The sequence below is a fragment of the Lysinibacillus sp. LZ02 genome (assembly GCF_050613145.1).
GTDB lineage: Bacteria > Bacillota > Bacilli > Bacillales_A > Planococcaceae > Lysinibacillus_B.
In genome coordinates this window covers 2,573,260-2,595,957 of record NZ_CP192507.1, presented here as the reverse complement: position 1 = coordinate 2,595,957, position 22,698 = coordinate 2,573,260, and the positions used below count along the sequence as shown (strand labels likewise).

The following is a 22,698-nucleotide window of genomic DNA, read 5'->3' as shown; positions in this document are numbered from 1 at the left end:
CTGAAATGAAATCCATTTTATTTGTAGGGCATGGAAGTCGATTAGCAGCAGGAAATGAGGAAATCCAGCGCTTTGTAGACAAAATTCGCCCAGACTTAGAGGATCAATTTTTAGTGGAAACATGCTTCTTGGAGTTATCACGACCTTCGATACCAGAGGGAATTGAAGCGTGTATTCAAAAAGGTGCGAAAGAAGTATATGTAGTACCGATTATATTATTGCATGCTGGTCATTCTAAATTACATATTCCAGCAGAAATCCAAGATGCTATTGAAAAGTATCCGGATGTGAAATTTACATATGGAGAAACGATTAGCGTGCATCCACAAGTGTTTGATATTTTAATAGACCGCTTGCAGGAAGTAGGGATCGATACATCTGCTCAACATGATGATACAGCGATTTTACTTATCGGGCGTGGCGGTAGTGATGCAGAAGCGAATAGTGATTTTTATAAAATTACTCGTTTGCTGTGGGAGAAACTACAGGTGAAATGGATAGAAAGCGCATTTATGGGCGTCACAAAACCACGTGTTGATGAAGGCATCAAACGCTGCATTCAGCTTGGTGCAAAAAAAGTAATCATGCTACCGTACTTTTTATTCACAGGTGTACTAATGGAACGTATGGATAAGATGTTACAGCAGTACAGCGAGCAATATCCGGAACATGAGTTTGTGCTAGCGAAGTATTTTGGCTATCACCCAACGTTACAGGAAATTTTAAAGCAACGTGCAATGGATGCAGTAGAAGGGCGCTCAACAGGCGAACGCGATATGGAGAAATATCGTGCTTATGTAGCAGAACATGGACCGATTCATCGCCACTGCTTTGACTGCCATGTGCGTTGTCATACACCGGAGCGTTGTTACAACTGTCCTCATGCGCATGATGACCATCATCACGATCATGACCACGAGCATCATCACCACAGCCATGCACATGATGGAAAGGTGGAGCATACAACATGATTTTCATGTTAGCAGGTACAAGTGATGCGAGAGAGTTAGCCGTTCGCTTGCAGGACAAGGGCCATTCGTTAATCGCGACGGTCGTAACAGAATCAGCAGCTAGTAGCTTGAAGGAAGCGAATATTTCGCATCATATAGGACGTTTACATGCACTGCAAATGGTAGAGCTTTGTCAAAAGTTAGGTTGCAATAAAATTGTCGATGCCAGTCATCCATTTGCAGAAGAAGCATCAAAAGAAGCGATTTCTGCTTCGAACATTCTTAATATTCCTTATATTCGGTATGAACGACGGAATGAGCAATATGATCACCCACTCATTTCAGCGGTGGATACATATGAGGAGGCCGCCCTGTTAGCAAAACAAAAAGGCGGCACGATTATGTTGACAACGGGCAGTAAAACACTTGCTACGTTTACAAAGCATTTATTAGGCGATGAGCGTATTCGTCTACTAGCTCGTATGCTGCCGAATAAAGAAAATATGGAGAAATGTGATGCGTTAGGTGTAGTACAAAAGGACATTATTGCGATTCAGGGTCCTTTTTCGAAACAATTAAATGCCGCATTGTATGAGCAATACGGTGTCACGTTGATGGTGACAAAAGAGAGTGGGAAAGTCGGCTCAGTCGATGAAAAGATTGAAGCGGCGCTCGATTTGAATATAGAAATTATTTTAATTAAGCGCCCTCAAATTGCTTACGGAGAAGTGTATGCAACGTTTGAGGGAGTAGAGCAAGCAATCCAACAATTAGGAGGAAATAAACAATGACAGCCAATATGAATTTTAATACAGCATTTACACCGTTAACAGTAGATCCAGATAAAATTTACGATTATAGTTTTTCGATCATTAAAGAAGAGATGGGCGAGCATCCTTTCACAGATGAGCAGTGGATGGTTGTACGCCGTGTGATTCACGCGTCAGCAGATTTTGAATTAGGACGTAGTGTCATGTTTACAGAGGACGCAATAGAAGCGGGCGTTCAAGCAATTTTAAGTGGAAAGCACGTTATTGCAGATGTACAAATGATTGAAAGTGGTGCAGGACGCAAGCGTTTCCAAAAGCATGGCGGCGATTTACACTGCTACATCGCAGACCCAGACGTATGGGAAGAAGCAAAAAAACAAGGCACAACACGTGCGATTATTTCGATGCAAAAAGCGGTTCGTGAGCATGAAGGCGGTATTTATGCGATTGGGAATGCACCGACAGCATTGCTTGAACTAATTCGTTTAATTAAAGAAGGGATTGCAAAACCAGATTTAATTATCGGGATGCCGGTTGGATTTGTATCAGCGGCTGAATCGAAAGAAGAGTTAGCTTTATTAAAGGGGATCCCATTTATTACAAACGTAGGACGTAAAGGTGGCAGTACGGTAACAGTAGCCGCACTAAATGCCATCTCGATTTTAGCAGATGAACGTGCAAAACAAGAAAAGTAAAAAAGACCCTTCTGAGATGCGTCATGGCTACACGACAGGGGCTTGTGCAACTGCGATGACAAAGGCGGCATTACTTGCGCTCATTACAAAGGAAGTACCAGAGCAAGTAACGATTTATTTGCCAGTCGGTCAATTTGCAACATTTCAAGTAGAGTCTTTTCAAGTAACGGAAAATGCGGTGATGTGTGAAACGATTAAGGATGCAGGGGATGATCCAGATGCGACACATAAGGCACGCATTCAAAGTACGGTTCGTTTATTAAATACACCTGATATACGGATTGATGGTGGTATTGGTGTTGGGCGTGTGACAAAGCCAGGGTTACCTGTTCCAGTAGGAGAAGCAGCGATTAATCCCGTACCACGTAAAATGCTCTATCAAGTGATTGATGAAGTGAAGGAGCAGTATAGTCTTACACAAGGTGTGGAGGCAGTCATTTCAGTGCCAGATGGTGAGGAAATTGCTAAAAAAACATTAAATGGTCGTCTAGGCATTATCGGCGGTATTTCGATTTTAGGGACAAGAGGTACCGTCGTCCCATTTTCAAGCTCTGCCTATATGGCGAGTATTGTACAGGCAATTAGTGTAGCGAAAGAGGCAGGCTGCGATCATCTTGTCATTACGACAGGCGGGCGCAGTGAAAAATATGCGATGCAGCAATACCCGGACTTACCAGAAGAAGCCTTTATCGAAATGGGTGACTTTGTCGGCTTTACGTTAAAGCATATAAAAAAACAAGGAATTCCGAATGTCTCCCTCGTTGGGATGATGGGGAAATTTTCGAAAGTTGCACAGGGCGTGATGATGGTACATTCCAAAAGCGCACCTGTCAGCTTTTCGTTTTTACAGCAACTTGCACAGAAAGCCGGTGCACCAGCCGATTTGGTGGAAGAAGTATTGCAAGCTAATACAGCCTCTCAAGTAGGGGAGTGGATGGTAGAACATGATGTGCCACAGTTTTTTGAGGAGCTCTGTAAAAACTGTTGCTACCATGTCATTGCACATGTGAAGGGCGGCATCAATGTGTCGACGTCCCTGTATTCGATGAAGGGCGAATGTTTAGGAAAGGCTGAAAACATACATGAAATCAATGAAAATGATTGGTATCGGGGATAACGGCATTGAAGGGTTATTACCTCAATATAGACAATGGATTGAAGAAAGTGAAGTGCTTGTTGGCGGTGAACGCCATTTAGATTTCTTTCCGCAATATAAAGGAGAAAAAATAGTCCTAAAAGGCGGACTATCCAAAATTGCGAGCTATTTAATAGAAGAAACTCGCTCGGTTGTCATTTTAGCATCGGGCGATCCGCTGTTTTATGGCATTGGTGGTGTGTTAGCGAAGAAATTGCCACTGGAAATTTATCCGTATACAAGTTCTATTCAGTTAGCCTTTTCTCGTATGCAAGAATCGTGGCAAGACGCGTATATTACAAGCCTGCATGGACGTTCTATTAAAGGCTTTGCGCAGAAAATTGATGGCTATAAAAAGGTCGCAATTTTAACGGATGAGCATAATACGCCAAGCAGTATTGCGAGCTATTTAAAGCACTATAACTTAACTGAATATGAAGCGTTTGTTGCAGAAAATTTAGAAGGTGTAAATGAGCGTTGTAGCTTTTATTCCTTAGATGAAATGGAGCAGCAAACGTTTTCTCCATTAAATGTCGTCATTTTACGTCAAATGGCAGAACCTCCTCAGTATGCACTGGGGATTGAGGATGCATTATTTATTCAGCGTAAACCGGATAAAGGACTCATTACGAAAAAAGAAATTCGCGTGCTCAGTTTGCAAGCGATGCAGCTCACGAAGCATAGTGTTGTCTGGGATATTGGGACGTGTACAGGTTCTATTGCGATTGAAGCGGCAAAAATTGCGCGAGAAGGTGCGGTTTATGCGATTGAAAAAAATGAAGCAGACCTTGAAAATTGTTTTGTCAATCAGCAACGATTTCGCGTTGATGTGACGGCAAAGTTAGGGAAGGCACCAAATGGCTTAGAGGAGTTCCCTGACCCAGATGCCATCTTTATCGGTGGGAACGGTGGCGAGATGGAACAATTACTGACACTTTGTATCCAGCGCTTAAAAGAAGGCGGTCACTTTGTTATGAATGTGGCGACGATCGAAAATTTATATAAAGCAGTGGAATGTCTGAAATCACTAGATTGTGAGGTTAGTATTTTACAGGCACAATTAGCGAGAAGTAAGCCGATTTTGGATATGACGCGCTTTGAGCCGCTAAATCCGATTTTTATTATTACAGCAACAAAGAAAGGAATAGGACAATGAGCAATTTAGGTGTGTTATACGGATTAGGTGTAGGACCGGGAGACCCGGAGTTAATTACAGTAAAGGCATTCCGTCTATTACAGGAGTGTCCTGTGATTGCGTATCCGAAAAAATTAAAAGGTAGTAAAAGCTATGCACATCGCATTGTTGATGTGTATATTAATCCAGCTGAAAAAGATATGCTTGGTCTTGTATTCCCAATGACGAAAGATGAGGATGTTTTAGCGCGCGAATGGAAAAAATCTGCTGAGACGATTTATGAATATTTAGCACAAGGAAAAGATGTGGCTTTCGTAACAGAAGGAGATCCGATGCTATTTAGTACGTTTATTCATTTAATGAAGCTGATGCAATCGATGCATCCGGACGTACAAATTGTAACGATTCCTGGCATTTCTTCTTTTAATGGTTCAGCTAACCGCTTAGGTATTCCATTAGCAGATGGTGATGAGCATGTGGCGATGATTCCAGCGCATGATGATATGAATGCGATGCGTAAGGCAATTGAAGATCATGATGCCGTTGTGTTTATTAAAGTAGCAAAAGTAATCGAAGAAATGCTTGCTTTATTAAAGGACATGGGGCTGTACGACCGAGCACATGTTGTGACGAAGGTAACGTCAGATGAGGAAATTATTTGGAATTTAGATGATTTAGCAGATGCTGAATTAAATTATTTATCGTGTATGGTGGTGCGTAAATAGTGGAGAAGATTTGGATTGTTGGAGCAGGACCGGGAGACCCGGATTTAATAACGGTAAAGGGTTTGAAAAAACTAAAAGAGGCCGATGTCGTCATGTATACGGATTCGTTAGTGAGTGAAGATTTAATCGCACAAGCAAATCCCGAAGCAGAAATCATTCGGACAGCAGGCATGCATTTGCAGGAAATGGTTGATTGTATCGTGGAACGCGTAAAAGCAGGTAAAATGCTTGTGCGTCTTCATACAGGGGACCCAGCAATGTACGGTGCCACAATGGAACAAGTAGCGCTATTAAAAGAACATGGGATTGGCTATGAAATCGTACCAGGTGTGAGTTCAGTTTTCGCGTCAGCGGCAGCAGTTGGAGCAGAGCTGACGATTCCAGACTTAACACAAACGCTCATTTTAACACGAGCAGAGGGACGTACACCTGTACCAGAAATGGAGCAATTACATAAATTAGCGAGTCATCATTGTACAATTGCGTTGTTCCTAAGTGCAACGTTAACGAAGAAAATTGTCAAAGAATTGCAATCAGCAGGATGGGCAGACAATACACCGGTTGCGGTGATTCAACGTGCTTCTTGGCCAGATCAAAAGATTGTTCGAACAACGTTAATCGAATTAGATGAAGCGATGCGCGTGAATGGTATTCGTAAGCATGCGATGATTTTAGCAGGGTGGGCACTTGATCCAAGTATTCATGAAAAAGAATACCGTTCAAAATTGTATGATGAAACGTTTACACACGGTTATCGAAAAGGTGTGAAGAAATGATTGAGTTGCAAGAAGGCGTACTGCCAGAAATCACGGTCAAAAAGCCATATGCCTTAGTTGCGATTACGAAACACGGCGTAGCGAATGCAAGACGCTATGCCGCGTTGTTCCCGTATGTAGATGTGTATTATATGGGGAAGTTTGCGCAGGGAGACGAGGAAATTCGCGGTATTCAATTATTTAACGGATCGGTTCGTATGCTATTCCCGGCTCTTTTTAAACAGTATAAAGGAATGATTTTAATCATTTCATTAGGTGCGGTTGTGCGGATGATTGCCCCGTTATTAGTCGATAAAAAGCAAGATCCAGCTGTACTTGTTATCGATGATAAGGGGGAGCATGTCATTAGTGTAGTATCGGGGCATATTGGTGGAGCGAATGCCTTAACGAACGAGGTAGCAAAAGCTATTGGTGCACGTCCTATTGTTACAACGGCTTCAGACGTTCAAAAAACAATTCCGGTTGATTTATTTGGCGCTCGTTTTGGTTGGGTGTGGGATGCAGAGGACAAGCTCACACCGGTCAGTGCGGCTGTTGTCAATGAGGAGCCTGTTGCCATTGTACAAGAAACAGGGGAGCGCGATTGGTGGATGCATGATACACCGATGCCAGACAATCTTCATTTATATGACACGATGGCACAAGCAATCGATGCAAAGCCGAATGCCAGCTTGATTATTACGGATCGTTTATTGACAGCAGAGGAGCTATTACTTGAAAATGGTGTCATCTATCGTCCGAAATCGCTTGTTCTTGGAATGGGCTGCAACCGAGGGACATCACTTGAAGAAATTGAGTCGGTTATTTTACAAACGCTAGATGAACTTCAGCTTTCTATTAAGAGTGTCAAAGCACTAGCAACCATTGACTTGAAAAAAGACGAAGAAGCTTTTTTACAAGTGACAGCGAAGTATGACTGGGAATTTGTCACATATACACCAGCACAGTTAAATGAAATGCCATTACCAAGCCCATCTGAAACTGTGTTTAAATATACAGGGGCATATGGTGTCAGTGAGCCAGCAGCGATGCGCTACGCAAAAACGACGGAATTATGCTTACAGAAAAAGAAGAGCGGCAACGCTACCATTTCTGTAGCACGTCTACAATTTGAGGAGGAATAACATGAGTAATCGATTTGTCCTTGCAGGTACGGGGAGCGGTGTTGGAAAAACGACGCTTACGATTGGAATTATGCGTGCACTGATGGATAGAGGGCTTCGTGTACAAGGGTTCAAATGTGGACCAGATTATATCGACCCGTCTTATCATACGGCGGTAACAAAGCGTCCATCGCGCAATATTGATAGTTGGATGCTATCTCATGAAATCGTTCAAACGATTGTTAGTCGTGCCTCACAAGATGCAGATGTAGCCATCATTGAAGGTGTCATGGGTCTTTACGACGGGAAATCTCCGCTTGCAGATACAGGCTCAACGGCTGAAATTAGTCAGTTAACAAATAGCGCGGTTATTTTAATCGTCAATGCCGCAAGCATGGCACGAAGCGTTGCGGCTATTGTGAAAGGCTTCCAAGTATTAAATGAAGACGTGCATATTGCAGGCGTTATTGCGAATCAGTTAGGGAGTAAAAGTCATTTTGACATCGTGAAAGCGGCGGTTGAGCAAGAATGTGATGTACCTGTTATTGGCTACTTATTAAAAGGGGCTGTACCAACGCTACCAAGTCGCCATTTAGGGTTAGTTCCAGCAATTGAACGCGGTGAGCTCGATGATTATTTTGCTGAGCTTGCACAAAAAATTGAGGAAACTATTGATCTTGATCAACTGTTAGCAATTACAAAGGCAGAGCCGCTTGTAGCGACTTCAGCCATTTTTGAAAAGCGTCATACAGAAGAGGTCCATCTTGCAGTAGCAAAAGATGTGGCATTTAATTTTTATTATCAGGAAAATTTAGAGCTGTTAGAGGCAGCTGGAGCCGTCTTGCATTACTTTTCACCACTTGCCAATGAAGCAGTACCAGCACAAGCGCAAGGTTTGTATATCGGTGGTGGTTTCCCAGAGGAGTTTGCTGAACAGCTAGCGGCTAACACGGAAGCAAATGAATCGATTCGAGCAGCGATTCGTAGTGGTCTACCAACCTTAGCAGAATGCGGTGGCTTTATGTATTGTACAGAGGCGATTGTGACACGCAGTGGCCATCGTGTACCGATGCTTGGCATAATTCCAGGTCAGGTCGTCATGCAAGATAAGCTTGCGGCATTAGGTTACCGTGAAATTACAGGTATGGCAGGGAACTTTTTAATTGGTGAAGCGGAACAAGCAAAAGGACATGAATTCCATTATTCAACGTACGATGGACATCGTGAAACACCGGCTTATTTTTCAAAGGGGCGCTTCCGAGCACAGCAGGAAGGCTATTTACACAAAAATTTAGTAGCGGGTTATACGCATTTCCATTTTGCGTCGAATCCACAGCTGATTGACAACTGGTTAACAGCTTGTAAGGAGGCTTGTCGATGAATTACTATCCGATTTGTTTAAATATTGATTATAAAAAAGTCGTGATTGTTGGTGGTGGACATGTAGCTAGACAAAAGCTACAATCGCTACTACCTACAAAGGCGCAAATTGTCATTGTGAGTCCAACGATTGTACCAGAAATTCAAGCCTATATAGAGCAAGGTGAAGCGACTTGGCACGAAAAAGTGTTTGAGGCGAGCGACTTAGACGGGGCAGCGATGATTTTTGCTGTAACGAATAACGAAGACGTAAATGATGCAGTAGAACAAGCTACACAGCATTGGCAATTACTAAGCCGAGCAGATGCGAAAGGGCATGTGGATTTTATTAATCCGGCCGTTGTTCGTCGTGGTGAATTTATGCTAACGGTATCTACTTCTGGTGCAAGCCCATCGTTAACAAGAAAGGTAAAGGAAGACTTAGCCGAAGTGTACGATGAATCGTATGCAGACTATGTTACTTTTTTAAAGGAAGCCCGCCTTGATTTGTTGGAGAAATCGCTAGATCGTGAAGTAAAAAAACAAGCGTTACAAGCATTGCTTACACCAGAAGTGTTGGAATGGATTCGTCAAGGCGACACGGGAAAATGTCAGCAATTTTTACAACAGCTAGTACAAGAGGAGAAAACATTGTGAGTGGAATCGTTTATCTTGTTGGGGCAGGACCAGGTGATCCGAAGCTAATTACTGTATACGGTTTAGAGTGTATTCAGCGTGCGGATGTGATTGCCTACGACCGTCTAGTCAACAAAGAATTATTAAAGCATGCAAAACCTACTGCTCGCCTTATTTATTGTGGAAAAGAGCCAGGAAGACATGGTCTTATCCAAGACGAAATCAATCAATTGCTTGTAGAAGAAGGATTAAAGGGGCACTGTGTTGTGCGCTTGAAGGGTGGCGACCCATTTGTATTTGGTCGTGGTGCAGAGGAAGCAGCTGTTCTAAAAGAGGCAGGCGTTCCATACGAAATTGTACCGGGTATTACAGCAGGTATTGCAGCACCAGCTTATGCAGGGATTCCAGTGACACATCGCGATTTTGCGACAAGCTTTGCGATTGTAACAGGGCATGGACGAGCAGAAAAAGGACAAGATTTTTTAGATTGGGCTTCTTTAAAAGGCATTGACACGATTGCGTTCTATATGAGTGTTGGGAATATCGCGCATATTACAGCACAGTTAATCGCTCATGGGAAAGCACCAACGACGCCTGTTGCAGTGATTGAGTGGGGAACAACGAGTGATCAGCGTACATTTACGGCGACACTTGAAACGATTACGGCTTGTATTCAAAACGAGCAAATCGTGAATCCAGCAATGATTTTAGTTGGTGAGGTCGTCAAAGTAAGAGAGCAAATTGAATGGTTTAAAGAAGGGGTGACAATGCAATGACAGTAATTGAAAAATTACAGCAACGCCGTGCCATTCGTCAATACGAACAAAAGCCGGTAGAGCGTGAAAAAATTGAGCAATTATTACAAGCTGCAACGTACGCGCCAAATGACCGTATGCGTGAGCCTTGGCATTTTTATGTATTACAGGATGACAGCTTAAAGCGTTATGAAGAAATGGCGAACGCCTATTTACAGGAACGTTTCCCTACAAAGCCTCATTTAGTGGCCAGCTCGCTAGAAGTGATTCAAACGACACCACTTGTTATTGCTGTGACGGCGGATAAAGTAGTGGGAGACGAAGGGGCAACAAAGGACAATGAATTTGCAGTTTGTAGTGCCATTATGTCAATGTGGCTAGCAGCTGAGGAATTAGGACTTGGTTTTGTATGGCGTACACGCGGTGTAGGGCTTGTTCATGATGAGCGTATGCACCAATTTATCGGTGCGACAGAGGAGCAACAAGTAATCGGTACATTATTTATCGGCTATCCTGCAGAAACACCAACAACGGAGAAAAAACGCTCACATTTTAATGAGAAGACGACGTGGTTATAGGGGGAGCGGAATGACGAAAAGAGGACTTGTACTAGTTTATACAGGTGATGGAAAAGGAAAAACAACTGCCTCACTCGGTGTCACATTACGTGCGATTGGTCGAGGCATGAACGTCAAGTACTTACAATTCATTAAATCACCAGAGCGTACATACGGTGAGCAACTGGCGCTCCGCAAGCTAGGAGTTGAAACGGAACAGCTAGGTATTGGCTTTACGTGGACAAAAACACCAGAGGAACATCGTGTTGCACTGCAAAAAGCATGGAGCAAAGTGAAAAAAGCGCTACAAGATGAATCGATTGATTTACTCGTCCTGGACGAATTAAACAATGCACTTGCCATTACAAAATTCCCAATCGATGATGTACTACCTTTAGCAGAAGTGTTAGAAGCTATTCAAAACCGCCCGCCCCATATGCATTTGGTCATTACGGGACGTTCTGCTAACCCAGCAATTGTCGCATTAGCCGATTTAGTATCGACGATTGAACCGACGAAGCATTATTATGCAGATCAAGATGTGTCTGCTGTGAAAGGACTTGAATTTTAATGAAAGCTATTATGATTCAAGGGACGGCTTCAGACGTTGGGAAAAGTGTGATTTGTACAGCTTTATGTCGTATTTTAGCAAATGACGGTTACCGAGTGGCTCCGTTTAAATCTCAAAATATGGCATTAAACTCATATATTACAGAAGACGGTGGCGAGATTGGACGCGCGCAAGGTGTGCAGGCAGAGGCGGCACGTACCATTGCGACAACGGATATGAACCCGATATTACTTAAACCAAAGGGCGATATGGTGTCTGAGGTCATTGTACATGGGAAGCCTTTTGCAAATATGGACGCTGTTTCGTATCGCGAACAGTTTGTTGAAGAAGTGATGCCATTAGTAAGGTCATCTCTTCAACGTTTATCACAACAATATGATGTACTTGTGCTTGAAGGCGCAGGCAGTCCAGCAGAAATTAACTTAAAGGCAAGAGATATTGCCAATATGCGCATGGCACATGAAACGGATGCGGCAGTTATTTTAGTGGCAGATATTGAACGAGGTGGCGTTTTTGCTTCGATCGTTGGCACGTTGATGCTGTTAGATGAGGCGGAGCGAGCACGTGTAAAAGGAATTATTATTAATAAATTCCGCGGGATGAAGGAGCTACTTGATAGCGGGATTACGTGGTTAGAGGAATATACGAATATTCCAGTGCTTGGTGTAATTCCACATATCGATGTGCAAATAGAGGCAGAGGATTCGATGGCGTTATCGAGCTTGCGATTGAAAAAGCCACAAGCAGAGGAGTTTCCAATCGATGTTGCTGTCATTTGTTTCCCGCGCATCTCGAACTTTACCGATCTCGATCCATTAATGGATGAGCCACAAGTAGGTGTACGCTTTGTCAAATCCGTGGCAGAGCTAAAAAATCCAACAGTCATCATTTTACCGGGGACAAAAAATACGGTGGAAGACTATGAATGGCTCGAAAAAACAGGACTGGCACAGGCGATTCAGCAACATGCACAAAATGGCACGTATATATTTGGTATTTGTGGTGGCTATCAAATGCTTGGTGAGACATTAATCGATGAGGAAGCGATCGAGGCAAGTGGTGGGGTTACTCAAACACTAGGGTTAGTACCGTTAGAAACGATTTTTGTAGCAGAAAAACAAACGGTTCAAGTATCTGGCCAACTGTCTACGGGTGAACAGGTAACAGGCTATGAAATTCATTTAGGGCGTACACGAGCAAACGATTTAGTAAAGCCTTTTGTACAATTACATGACGGTCGAACAGATGGTATAAGAAGTGACGATGATCGCATGATTGGTACGTATTTGCATGGAATTTTCCATAATCGACAGTTCACAAGAAATTATTTTAATCGAATTCGCCTTGAAAAAGGCTTAGCAACAATTGATACAGTGGTGCAATCCGAAGCAGAACGTCGTGAACAAGCCTATGAAATGCTTGATGTGCATGTACGTCGCCACCTTAATATGGAGCTTTTATATACATTAATTACATAACATGTTGTTTGGTGTAGTGAGAACTACTTAATAGGGAAGTGTGATGCAAATTCACCACGGTACCCGCCACTGTGAAACGGAGCAACAAATCGACACCACTGCGTATGCGGGAAGGGATTTGTCTTGTGAGGATGTGAAGTCAGGAGACCTGCCAAACCAACACGAAATGTACCCACGGGATTATGGGAAGCATTGTACTACATACTATAGTGCTTGCTTTCAAGGGGATGGTGGCATGTTGATGCGACTATCGCAGGAGCAATATTTCTTAGTAGATATTGATCGAGAAGTGAAGGGTGGGTCCGAAAGCTTTTACTTTCTGGCCCACCTTTTTTATTTAAAGGAGGTCGTAACTTGAAAGGACCATTAGCAATTGATTTTGAAAAGCTATGGCAGGAAGGGATGCTTGATTGGCATGGCAATATGCCAGAGCGAATGGTAGATGATTCGCTAGAGGAAGCCTTTTGGGCACAGTCGATGCAAAAAAAATCCTACAAGCAAACTGAAGCCCATGCCGTACCGATTTATAAGGTGATGAAAAAGTATATTGGACAGGAAGATTCCGTCATTGAAATTGGTCCTGGATGGGGAAATTATACATTTCCACTAGCGGAGGACGCAGCAAAATTAACATGTGTAGACGGTTCTAAAAGTGTGCTTTCTTATTTAGCACAATACTTTGAAGAGGCTAATCATGTGTCATTTATGCATGGGAAATGGGAAGAAGTAGTGCTAGAGCAACATGATGTCGTGTTAGGCGTCAACTGTTTTTACCGCATGTACCAGATGCTCGACACGCTAAAAAAAATGAATGCATTAGCAAAAAAACGAGCAATTATCGGGCTGACAACAGGGCCGATTCAACCGCATTACAAAATATTAGATGAAAAATACGGCTACTCGATTAAATACCCGCGCCGCGACTATATTGAAATTTTAAATATGCTATATCAGCTTGAGATTTATGCTGATTGCGAGATGATTCAACTGGAGCGTACGTATCATTATCCAACAATGGAAGCGCTAGTTGCTGCACAAAGTAAAAAAATCATCGACATGAACTTTTCAACGGAGCATGTACTCGAGTCATTAGCGCCGTTTATTGAGCAGGATGCAGACGGGGTGCATTATCGCCATACATTTTATGCTGCGGTTATTTCGTGGGAGCCAAAAAAGGAGCTGACAACATGACAACATGGAACTTACAAGGAATGCAACGCCATTTATTAATTTGTAACGGTAGTACGTGTATGGGCGCAGGTGCTGAAGAAGTGACACTTGCTATCCGAGATGAAATTACAAAAAACAACCTGGATGAAATGATTCATACATCACGTACACGTTGTAACGGCCGTTGTAAGGATAAATGCGTCGTTATTTCCTATCCAGAAGGAAAATGGTATAGCGTAAAAAATGAGCAAGTAGGACGAGATATTGTAACAGGTCAAGTGGAAGATCAGCACATGATTTACAATATGACGCAAAATGGTTTAGCACAAGCAACGCCAACTTTTACAAAAGGTATATCGAAAACGAAAGTATTAAAACGAAAAGAAAAATCCAGTGCGACAAAAAAAGCGATATTATTTGTTGGACATGGCAGCAGAGTAGAAGCTGGAAATGATGAAGTGCGTGAGTTTATAGAACGTACAACCTACTTAATCGACCCTGCTATTTTAGTAGAAACATGCTTTTTAGAATTTGCTTCACCGAATATTGAAGACGGGATCGAGCTTTGTGTTGAAAAGGGCGCAGAGGAGATTCATGTGATTCCCATCATGCTACTCCATGCGGGACATTCTAAAATGCACATCCCAGCAGAGATTGAGCATGCAAGAGAACAATTCCCAGGAATCACCTTCACGTACGGGCAAACGATTGGGATTCATGCGGGAATTTTTGAAATTTTATTGGAACGGTTAAAAGAAATTGGCTTTGACCCATATCAAAAACATGAAGATACAGCCATCTTATTGGTAGGACGTGGTGGAAGCGATCTAGAAGCGAACGGGGATTTCTATAAAATTTCACGCTTACTTTGGGAAAAGCTTGACGTGCCTTGGGTAGAAAGTGCGTTTATGGGTGTAGCAACGCCAACAGTTGACGAGGGCATTGAGCGCTGTGTGAAGTTTGGGGCGAAAAAAATCATTATGTTGCCATACTTCCTATTTACAGGTATTTTAATGAAGCGCATGTACAAAATGCGTGATAACTACCAAGTGACCTATCCAGAGGTCGACATTCAAATTGCTAATTATTTTGGCTATCATCCAAAGCTACAACACGTCCTTGTCGAACGTGCTGAGCAAGCGATGAATGGTACATCGACAGGGATGCAAGATTTAGAGAACTTTAGAAAATATGCAGAAGAGCATGGATATGAGCATCACCACCATCATCATTAAAACAGAATGCTTACGATAGGCGCAATCAGTTCAAACATTCCTTATAGAGGGGGCTTATTCACTTATTGAACAAGCCTCCTTTCGTGTGCACTAAAATATCTTCTGACAAATTTTGCGAAGGTGTTCACTATATAATGGAATAAAGTCGTGTATAGATTTTCAGAATGAATAAGTATATTCATTTGAGCCATTCTTTGTGTCTAATTTTATCGTCTGATGGATAAAGAAATAGCATGATTTTACGTTACTTCTTAGCTAGAAATAACCGGATGTAATCAAACTTTGTAAGCAATTTCAAAAATAGCTTTGCAGAACATTTCAAGACATGCTATACTAAGTTTTGTTGAAATTAAACAATATATTGTGTTTGTTCTAGTGATGGTACTACTATATGTAGTTTAAAAGGGAAGAACGGTGTAAATCCGTCGCTGTCCCCGCAACTGTAAATGCTGACGATGACGAAACAATCCACTGTACGTTTTTGTACGGGAAGGAGCGTCAAAGGATGAAGCAAAGCCAGGAGACCTGCCTAGCTAGACTACTGTACATTTCTTCGGGGGATAGGAAATGGAGGCGGACTCTTTTTTGACGTTTCCATTTCAAGCTACCTCATTGTTAGGTGGCTTTTTTTATTTTTATATGAGAAAGGAAGAATAGTATGAAACTATATACAAAAACGATTTGCCCAAAATGTTTATGGGTGAAATCAGAACTACAACAGGCGGGCTTATCAGCAGATTGGATTAATATTGACAATGACACAGCGGCTATGGAGAGAATACAGCAAGCAGGCTTCTCTTCTGTACCAATTTTAGAAGTGAACGGTGAACTGATCGGGGATATTCCAAACATCCTCTCGAAAATTGAAGCGATGCAAGCATGATTGTATATGCAAGTCGCACCGGAAACGTACGCTATGTGACACAAACTTTACATCTACCAAACATTGAAATGAATGAAGTACAACAACTAACAACCCCTTTTTTATTATTTACATATACAGATGGTTTAGGAGATATTCCAGTACTAGTAGAACGGTTTATGAAACAACATTACAAGCTTTGTAGAGGGGTCATTGTTAGTGGTAATAGCAATTTTGGTCATCAAGTATTTGGACAAGCAGGCGATAAATTAGCCGCGCTGTATAACATTCCACTTGTATGTAAATTAGATTTGCGTGGCACAGCGAAGGATTATGCGGCAATTCAAGCGTTTTACTATGAGCATATACAGGAGGGACAGCATGAAGCAGTATTTGAAATTAAATAATGAGGTACTTAATCGTTATCGCGCAACAGGCGAGCTTGATTTAGTGAAGGATTTAGAGGCAACGAGACGCTACTTTTTAGAAGATGTTAATGTACGTATGCGTTATTTCATTGATTTAGAGGAAAAACTGCGCTATTTAGTGGATGAAGGCTATTATGAGCCAGCATTTTTAGATATGTACTCATTTGACTTTATTAAGCGGTTATACAAAAAGGCGTATGCGTATCATTTTCGCTTTCCGTCTTTCATGAGTGCAAGTAAATTTTATGAAAGCTATGCGATGAAAAGTCGCGATGGCAAAGAGATTTTAGAAAAGTATGAGGATCGAATTGTTATTATTGCGCTATATTTAGCACAAGGTGATGAGCAGTTAGCAGAGCGCGCGGTAGAGGCGATAATGGAAGCATACCAACCAGCTACCCCGACAGCTCTTAATAGCGGAAAAAAAGCACGCGGTGAGCTAGTGAGCTGCTTTAAGCTAACGATGGATGACACGATGAATTCGATTGCCGAAAATATTGGCTACTGTTTAGAGCTTTCCCGCCTTGGTGGTGGTGTTGGTGTGAACTTGACGGATTTACGCCCACTCGGTGACCCGATTAAAGGAATACTGAACCGAGCGAGTGGTGTGATGCCTGTTGCGAAGTTGCTTGAAAATTCGTTTAGCTACTCCAATCAACTTGGACAGCGTAATGGATCAGGTGTTGTCTATTTAAATATTTTCCACGGCGATATCGAAAGCTTTATTTCATCAAAAAAACCAAATGCCGATGATAAAATTCGGCTTGCGACCTTATCAACAGGCATTATCATTCCAAGTATTTTCTTTGAGTTAATGCGAAGAGATAAAGATATCGTTCTGTTTAGTAGTTACGATATTTATAAGGAATATGGCAAACGGATGTCTGAAATTTCAATTTCAGAGATGTATTATGAGTTACTCGATAATCCGAATATTCGTAAATTGAAGAGACTGAATGCGAGAAAGCTCTATACAGAAGTGAAAAAAGCGCAGTTTGAATCGGGTTATCCGTTTGAAATCTTTGATGATAATGTGAACAATGCCCATCCGTTAAAAAACATCGGACGTGTCAAAATGTCTAATTTATGTACAGAAATTTTGCAATTTCAGGAAACGAGTGTGATTACCGATCAAGATCAGCCGAATGAATATGGTATGGATGTGTCGTGTAATTTAGGCTCGATTGATATTTACAAAGCGACGAAAGTACAAGATTTTGATGTGCTTGTAGATACAGCGGTACGTTTACTGACGAATGTATCCAAGATGACCTACATTAAAAACGTACCATCTGTCGCAAAGGCAAATGAACGGATGCATTCGATTGGATTAGGTGTCATGAATTTACACGGTCACCTTGCGACAGAAGGCATTCGTTATGGCTCAGAGGAATCGGTCGAATTTATGGATCATTTTATGGAAGCGATCAATTACTTTAGCTTGAAATCATCAATGGAAATTGCAAAGGAAACAGGTCAAACATTTTACCGATTTGCAGACAGTGATTACGCGAATGGCGAATATTTCAATCAGTATACGAACAAAGAGTTTTCACAACTATCGGATAGCGCGAAAAAAGCATTAGGCAATGTGCCGTTCATTACAAAGGAAATGTGGCAAGAGCTTCAGCAACAAGTAGAGCAATATGGTTTATTCCATGCTTACCGACTCGCGGTTGCTCCGACGGGTAAATAAATTGCCCCTTTATTCAGTGATGAGTATCGATAACCTCTCGAATTGACGGGGAATCCCTAAAGACTTCTACACTAAATCATAATAGTGATATATATGATGGCCAAGCTAACCACTTGGGTAAAGTAAAAGAGAGAAGTATGTAACAATGGGAAATCCGCAGCGAAGCATCTTATAATATTAAGATGAACGTTCAACGACTAAGTGGGAGGAATCTCAAAATATGAAAAAAGAATGTTTAAACTGTAAAATAATCTATGAGAGTCACTCTAATAATAATAAATATTGTAGTGCTAAATGTGGTAAGGCGTTTAGAAAAGTTGAAAAGAAAATGATAGTAGCAGTGTGTCCTATTTGTAAAAAGAACTTTTCAAAGAGTGAAGGCAATAATCGTAAAAAATATTGTTCAGATGCCTGTAATTCAAAAGCAAAGCAACTGAAAAACCGAAAATACAATTTAGATGGTTTATTTGCAATTTGCTCTTACTGCAATAATAAATTCAAACCAAATGCGAATCAAATTAACGCCAAAAATGTTTTTTGTTCTTCCAATTGTAGGAAGAAAGGGTGGAGAAGGTATACACCTGAATTGACGTGTGAATACTGTTTATGCAAATTTACTGCTAGTGGAAATAAACGTAAATATTGTTCGAAAGAATGCCATGACAAACATTTAAAAGCCACAAAATCTATTGAAAAGAGATGTAAACAATGTGGGAGTTTGTTTGAGGTATGGGTTTCTAGACTAGATGCTAAATATTGCTCTGAAAAGTGTTATAGAGCTAGCTATAGAACAGGTAAGAAACCCAATACAAAGTGTTTCCATTGTAGTAATGACATGTATAAGGCACCGTCATTGCAATTAAAACAGAAGTATTGGTTTTGTTCAAGAAAATGCATGGGTGATTATTTTAGAAAGTTTAAACTATTTAGCGGTGAAAATAATGCTAGATTTATTGGTTTTCAATTTAACAGAAGAAAAAAATACTATGGAGAAAATTGGCCTTCGCAGAGGGACTTAGTTAGAGCAAGGGATTTTTATACTTGTCAAATATGTAATATTACAGAGGAAGAATATGGACAAGAGCTATCAGTCCATCATATTTATCCGTTTATTTTGTTTAATAATGATTATGAAAGAGCCAATCATGAAAAAAACTTAATTTGTTTATGTGAACCTTGCCATAGATTTGTTCATAGTGATTTAAAACCTAGCATATATCACCAATTAAAAATTCCAGAAGATTGGGATTTGTTTTGAGATTAAGATATAGTCTGCACTCTAAGGAAACTTAGAGAGGTGAGCGGAAAACAGTAACGACTCACCCATCGTATCTATACGAGAGTAACAAAATGGAGTATTTCCTATATCCGCTCTTGCACAGCTAGCATTAGTCCGATTACAGAACGCGTGGAAATTCGTGATTATGCAGATAGCCGTACGATTTATCCGATGCCGTTTTTAACAAACGATAACGAGCATTTATATACAGAAGCATACGATGTCAATCCGTACGATTTAATAGACTTATACGCAGCAGCACAGCAACATGTTGACCAAGGCATTTCGATGACACTTTATGTAACGGATGCATGGACAACCGAGCAGCTTGCCAAAGTGTATATTTATGCTTGGATGAAAGGCATTAAATCCGTTTATTATGTGCGTCAGCGTTTACAAAGCTTGGAGGAGTGTGTGGCATGTCAAATTTAACTTTTGAGGCGGTCAACTGGAATAAGCCGACAAGTGATTTAGCGCAAGTTTTTTGGGATCAGCAGTGGAAGCAAATTTGGTTCCCAGAAGAAATCGCGGTTTCAAAAGATGTCAAGCAGTGGCAAAGCTTTGAACATCAAGATACGTATAAAAAAGTATTTGGTGGGCTGACATTACTGGATACCGTACAAACAAATATTGGCATGAATGAGATTGCCAAGTTTACGCCTGATTTTCAAGAGAAGGCAGTACTAACCGTATTTGGCGCATTTGAGGCCATTCATGCTAAGTCTTATTCGTATATTTTTACAACGCTTTGTACAAATAGCGAAATCGATGAAGTGTTTGAATGGGTCAAAAAGAATGAGTTTCTTCAATATAAAGCAAACCGTATTAGCGAAGTGTATCAGGCGATTGAAGAAGATAATCCAGAGTCACTTTGGAAGGCGATGTATGCTTCCGTTATGCTCGAATCGTTTCTGTTTTACTCCGGTTTCTTTTACCCATTGTATTTAGGGGGACAAGGTTTCTTGCGTAATAGCGCGGAAGTGATTTCGCTGATCTTACGTGATGAGTCCATTCACGGTGTCGCAGTTGGTTTCTTTGCACAAAACTTATTTAAACAATTTAGTCCAGAACAGCAAGACGCTTTAAAGCTATGGGGCTATGAGTTTTTACTTGATTTATATCAAAATGAAATGAAATATACAGATGATGTCTATGCGGAAACAGGTCTTTCACCAGAAGTAAGGGCGTACGTTCGCTACAATGCGAATAAAGCGTTAATGAATGTAGGCTTTGATGCGATGTTCCCTGAGGAAGAGGTCAATCCAATCGTTATGAATGGGATTCGCAACGAAGGCTCAACTTACGACTTTTTCTCGCAGAAGGGTGCAACATATGCAGTAGCGAAGGTAGCGCCGATAACAGATGACACATTTAATTTTGAAGCAAGAAAGAAGGAATAAGGATGGCAAAGGATTGGCGTTATTCATGCTATCCATTTATGCGTGAAAAAAGTTGCTTAGTCGATTATGAAATCCGCACCGATTCCCTAACAACACGTATCGGAGACGCGATTGCTATATTAGAAGAATCGGAAAAAAATGCGGAAGTTCTAGCGATTTTACGACAAATTCAACCGTTAGCCTATCATGTGAATGGCTCTGTTCGAGGCAGAGTGGCTATTACAGCAGAGGATTTAGCGTGGCTAGATGGCATTTATGATGAATTTGTGGACAGAGCAGGAGAAACGATTCAACAATTTGTGCTACCGCAAGGGCATCTAGGTGCAACAGCATTACATATTTGCCGAAGCGAAGCAAAGAAATCGTACCGTGCACTGCATAAAGTAAGTGAAGAACGCGAAGTCCAAGAGATATTATTTCAATTTTTAGGACTACTAGCGAATGTATTTTTCGTACTAGCTGTGGAAGTAAATACAATACATGGTGTAGAGGAAATACCATTTAAATCAAAATCATATGGGAAAATTGAGGGATAGATAATGAAGTACAAAATGAAATACGTAGCACCACTTGCAGCAGCGCTTTTATTAGCGGCTTGTGGCGCTAAAGAAGAAGGAACGATATCAGGGTCAGCATCTGCACCAGAAACAGAAGAAGCAGCTGAAGCTGGGCCATATACAGTTGTCGATGACCGCGGTACGGAAGTGTCATTTGAAGAAGTACCTGAAACAATTGTTTCGTTACAACCAAGTAACACAGAAATTTTATTTGCGCTTGGTGTAGGTGATAAAATCATTGGGGCAACAGACTACGATAATTATCCAGAAGCCGCTCAAGACATTGAGCGTGTATCGGATTCTTACGCATTTAATGCTGAGCGCATTATCGAGATGAATCCAGATGTAGTCATTGCGTATACAATTGGTGACGAAGCACAAGTAGAACAGCTAGAGGCAGCGGGCGTGAAAGTATTTGTTATTTCATCTGCAACGTCGTTTGAAGATGTCTATGGTGATATTGAACAACTTGGTGATGTTGTAGGACAAGCAACAGTTGCAGACAGGCTAGTAGAAGATATTAAAGTGAAAATTTCTGAAGTACAAGAAAAAACAGCGGATGTAGCAAAATCAAAAATCTACTTTGAAATTGCACCTTCTCCAGATATTTGGACAACAGGTAGCGAAACATTCCAACAAGAGATTTTAGAAGCAGCGGGTGTGGAAAATATTTTTGCTGATCAAAAAGGTTGGTTTAGTGTGGCAACAGAAGATGTCATTGCACGTAACCCAGAGCAAATTTTCACAACAGTGTACTACACAGAGGACCCAGTTGCTGAAATTAAAGCGCGTGCAAGCTGGGATCAAATCCAAGCGGTGCAAAATGACCTCGTATTCAAAATCGACGCGGATATGACAAGTCGCCCAGGTCCACGTATCGGCGAAGCAGTAGAGCTTGTGGCAAAAACGGCATATCCTGAGTTATTTAAATAGAGATAAAGCACTTTAGATTGAAGTGACCTTAAAAATTATACAAGGTTATTTCATTAGGTAGGTGCTAAAAATGAGTTCGGTATGGCACCGGACTCATTTTTAATTTTACTTTCATCCATTTGGTTCATCACCAAAAGTCGTGGGTGACAAAATCAGCAACCTGTTTCCAAACTTAAACAAAGAAATAAACGGTCTTCATTTCGATAGCCAAAACCCCGTCTTTTGATGAGTTTAATTTTATTGTTCGTGCCTTCCATAATGCCATTCGATAGCGGTAAAAGAATGGTATCCAGTAACGTTTTTGTTAATGTTTTTGCAATTTTAAACGGCACCACACAGATGAAATTGATAGCGTTTAAACCATGCTGTTAATCGTCGTTTTGCTTGTGTCATCGTTGTCGCTTTCAACATACATCTCAGAGGATTCAATGTTTGATAAATATGTTTTATATGCAAATCTTCCTGGTGCCACTGTGCCACAAATCAACGTTCT

The 22,698-nt window shown here is 41.2% G+C and carries 25 protein-coding genes, 1 pseudogene and 2 riboswitches; of the genes and pseudogenes, 24 read left to right on the top strand and 2 right to left on the bottom strand.

Annotation, left to right across the window (positions count from 1 at the left end; genetic code table 11):
• Nucleotides 1-5: 5 nt before the first annotated feature.
• The 24 genes from ACQQ2I_RS12730 to ACQQ2I_RS12615 all read left to right on the top strand — a co-directional run bounded on the left by ACQQ2I_RS12730 (nt 6) and on the right by ACQQ2I_RS12615 (nt 22,205).
• Nucleotides 6-971, top strand: coding sequence for a sirohydrochlorin chelatase (locus ACQQ2I_RS12730; protein WP_431027171.1), 966 nt, complete (start codon nt 6-8; stop codon nt 969-971).
• Nucleotides 968-1,741: a precorrin-6A reductase gene (gene cobK / locus ACQQ2I_RS12725; protein WP_431027170.1), complete on the top strand. Its 774-nt coding sequence runs from the start codon at nt 968-970 to the stop codon at nt 1,739-1,741. The genes ACQQ2I_RS12730 and cobK overlap by 4 nt, the downstream gene beginning before the upstream one ends.
• Before the next feature lie 8 nt (nt 1,742-1,749).
• Nucleotides 1,750-2,415: a precorrin-8X methylmutase gene (locus ACQQ2I_RS12720; RefSeq protein ID WP_391372703.1), complete on the top strand. Its 666-nt coding sequence runs from the start codon at nt 1,750-1,752 to the stop codon at nt 2,413-2,415.
• On the top strand, nt 2,390-3,532 hold the full coding sequence (locus ACQQ2I_RS12715) for a cobalt-precorrin-5B (C(1))-methyltransferase (protein ID WP_431027169.1): 1,143 nt from the start codon (nt 2,390-2,392) through the stop codon (nt 3,530-3,532). The genes ACQQ2I_RS12720 and ACQQ2I_RS12715 overlap by 26 nt, the downstream gene beginning before the upstream one ends.
• Nucleotides 3,507-4,706: a precorrin-6y C5,15-methyltransferase (decarboxylating) subunit CbiE gene (gene cbiE, locus ACQQ2I_RS12710; RefSeq protein ID WP_431030511.1), complete on the top strand. Its 1,200-nt coding sequence runs from the start codon at nt 3,507-3,509 to the stop codon at nt 4,704-4,706. Before ACQQ2I_RS12715 ends, cbiE begins: the two co-directional genes overlap by 26 nt.
• Nucleotides 4,703-5,410, top strand: a complete 708-nt coding sequence (gene cobI / locus ACQQ2I_RS12705) for a precorrin-2 C(20)-methyltransferase (protein ID WP_431027168.1) — start codon at nt 4,703-4,705, stop codon at nt 5,408-5,410. Before cbiE ends, cobI begins: the two co-directional genes overlap by 4 nt.
• Nucleotides 5,410-6,186, top strand: coding sequence for a precorrin-4 C(11)-methyltransferase (gene cobM / locus ACQQ2I_RS12700; protein WP_431027167.1), 777 nt, complete (start codon nt 5,410-5,412; stop codon nt 6,184-6,186). The genes cobI and cobM overlap by 1 nt, the downstream gene beginning before the upstream one ends.
• The gene (locus tag ACQQ2I_RS12695; protein ID WP_431027166.1) at nt 6,183-7,310 is read left to right on the top strand and encodes a cobalt-precorrin 5A hydrolase; all 1,128 of its coding nucleotides are present in this window, start codon (nt 6,183-6,185) and stop codon (nt 7,308-7,310) included. Before cobM ends, ACQQ2I_RS12695 begins: the two co-directional genes overlap by 4 nt.
• Before the next feature lies 1 nt (nt 7,311).
• Nucleotides 7,312-8,670 (top strand): cobyrinate a,c-diamide synthase, encoded by a 1,359-nt coding sequence (locus ACQQ2I_RS12690; protein ID WP_431027165.1) that lies wholly within the window; start codon nt 7,312-7,314, stop codon nt 8,668-8,670.
• Nucleotides 8,667-9,305 carry a precorrin-2 dehydrogenase/sirohydrochlorin ferrochelatase family protein gene (locus ACQQ2I_RS12685; RefSeq protein WP_431027164.1) on the top strand — a complete coding sequence of 213 codons (639 nt, stop codon included), beginning with the start codon at nt 8,667-8,669 and terminating at the stop codon, nt 9,303-9,305. The genes ACQQ2I_RS12690 and ACQQ2I_RS12685 overlap by 4 nt, the downstream gene beginning before the upstream one ends.
• Nucleotides 9,299-10,060 carry a uroporphyrinogen-III C-methyltransferase gene (gene cobA, locus ACQQ2I_RS12680; RefSeq protein ID WP_431030510.1) on the top strand — a complete coding sequence of 254 codons (762 nt, stop codon included), beginning with the start codon at nt 9,299-9,301 and terminating at the stop codon, nt 10,058-10,060. The genes ACQQ2I_RS12685 and cobA overlap by 7 nt, the downstream gene beginning before the upstream one ends.
• Entirely contained in the window at nt 10,057-10,617 is a 561-nt protein-coding gene (locus ACQQ2I_RS12675; RefSeq protein WP_431027163.1) for a nitroreductase family protein, read from the top strand. Before cobA ends, ACQQ2I_RS12675 begins: the two co-directional genes overlap by 4 nt.
• 10 nt (nt 10,618-10,627) lie before the next feature.
• Nucleotides 10,628-11,167 carry a cob(I)yrinic acid a,c-diamide adenosyltransferase gene (locus ACQQ2I_RS12670; protein ID WP_391372616.1) on the top strand — a complete coding sequence of 180 codons (540 nt, stop codon included), beginning with the start codon at nt 10,628-10,630 and terminating at the stop codon, nt 11,165-11,167.
• Nucleotides 11,167-12,645, top strand: a complete 1,479-nt coding sequence (locus ACQQ2I_RS12665) for a cobyric acid synthase (protein WP_431027162.1) — start codon at nt 11,167-11,169, stop codon at nt 12,643-12,645. The genes ACQQ2I_RS12670 and ACQQ2I_RS12665 overlap by 1 nt, the downstream gene beginning before the upstream one ends.
• A riboswitch (cobalamin riboswitch) is annotated at nt 12,638-12,816 on the top strand. (Overlaps the previous gene by 8 nt.)
• Nucleotides 12,817-12,999: 183 nt before the next feature.
• On the top strand, nt 13,000-13,836 hold the full coding sequence (locus ACQQ2I_RS12660; RefSeq protein ID WP_431027161.1) for a class I SAM-dependent methyltransferase: 837 nt from the start codon (nt 13,000-13,002) through the stop codon (nt 13,834-13,836).
• Nucleotides 13,833-15,050: a CbiX/SirB N-terminal domain-containing protein gene (locus tag ACQQ2I_RS12655; protein ID WP_431027160.1), complete on the top strand. Its 1,218-nt coding sequence runs from the start codon at nt 13,833-13,835 to the stop codon at nt 15,048-15,050. The genes ACQQ2I_RS12660 and ACQQ2I_RS12655 overlap by 4 nt, the downstream gene beginning before the upstream one ends.
• A 362-nt stretch (nt 15,051-15,412) precedes the next feature.
• A riboswitch (cobalamin riboswitch) is annotated at nt 15,413-15,596 on the top strand.
• Nucleotides 15,597-15,708: 112 nt separating this feature from the next.
• Nucleotides 15,709-15,933: a glutaredoxin family protein gene (locus ACQQ2I_RS12650; RefSeq protein ID WP_431027159.1), complete on the top strand. Its 225-nt coding sequence runs from the start codon at nt 15,709-15,711 to the stop codon at nt 15,931-15,933.
• On the top strand, nt 15,930-16,319 hold the full coding sequence (nrdI, locus tag ACQQ2I_RS12645; RefSeq protein WP_431027158.1) for a class Ib ribonucleoside-diphosphate reductase assembly flavoprotein NrdI: 390 nt from the start codon (nt 15,930-15,932) through the stop codon (nt 16,317-16,319). The genes ACQQ2I_RS12650 and nrdI overlap by 4 nt, the downstream gene beginning before the upstream one ends.
• Nucleotides 16,294-18,036: a class 1b ribonucleoside-diphosphate reductase subunit alpha gene (gene nrdE / locus ACQQ2I_RS12640; RefSeq protein WP_431027157.1), complete on the top strand. Its 1,743-nt coding sequence runs from the start codon at nt 16,294-16,296 to the stop codon at nt 18,034-18,036. Before nrdI ends, nrdE begins: the two co-directional genes overlap by 26 nt.
• A gap of 220 nt (nt 18,037-18,256) precedes the next feature.
• On the top strand, nt 18,257-19,294 hold the full coding sequence (locus ACQQ2I_RS12635) for an HNH endonuclease (RefSeq protein WP_431027156.1): 1,038 nt from the start codon (nt 18,257-18,259) through the stop codon (nt 19,292-19,294).
• A 72-nt stretch (nt 19,295-19,366) separates the two neighbouring features.
• On the top strand, nt 19,367-19,747 hold the full coding sequence (locus tag ACQQ2I_RS12630) for a hypothetical protein (RefSeq protein ID WP_431030509.1): 381 nt from the start codon (nt 19,367-19,369) through the stop codon (nt 19,745-19,747).
• The gene (gene nrdF, locus ACQQ2I_RS12625) at nt 19,735-20,715 is read left to right on the top strand and encodes a class 1b ribonucleoside-diphosphate reductase subunit beta (RefSeq protein WP_431027155.1); all 981 of its coding nucleotides are present in this window, start codon (nt 19,735-19,737) and stop codon (nt 20,713-20,715) included. Before ACQQ2I_RS12630 ends, nrdF begins: the two co-directional genes overlap by 13 nt.
• Nucleotides 20,716-20,717: 2 nt before the next feature.
• On the top strand, nt 20,718-21,251 hold the full coding sequence (locus ACQQ2I_RS12620; RefSeq protein ID WP_431027154.1) for a hypothetical protein: 534 nt from the start codon (nt 20,718-20,720) through the stop codon (nt 21,249-21,251).
• Nucleotides 21,252-21,254: 3 nt separating this feature from the next.
• Nucleotides 21,255-22,205, top strand: a complete 951-nt coding sequence (locus tag ACQQ2I_RS12615; RefSeq protein ID WP_431027153.1) for an ABC transporter substrate-binding protein — start codon at nt 21,255-21,257, stop codon at nt 22,203-22,205.
• Between the two features lie 185 nt (nt 22,206-22,390).
• On the opposite strand, the pseudogene ACQQ2I_RS12610 reads toward ACQQ2I_RS12615, so the two are convergent.
• A pseudogene (locus ACQQ2I_RS12610) lies at nt 22,391-22,540 on the bottom strand (transposase); the annotation flags it as partial.
• Nucleotides 22,527-22,685 (bottom strand): hypothetical protein, encoded by a 159-nt coding sequence (locus tag ACQQ2I_RS12605; protein WP_431027151.1) that lies wholly within the window; start codon nt 22,683-22,685, stop codon nt 22,527-22,529. The gene ACQQ2I_RS12605 and the pseudogene ACQQ2I_RS12610, both read right to left, overlap by 14 nt.
• Nucleotides 22,686-22,698 lie beyond the last annotated feature (13 nt).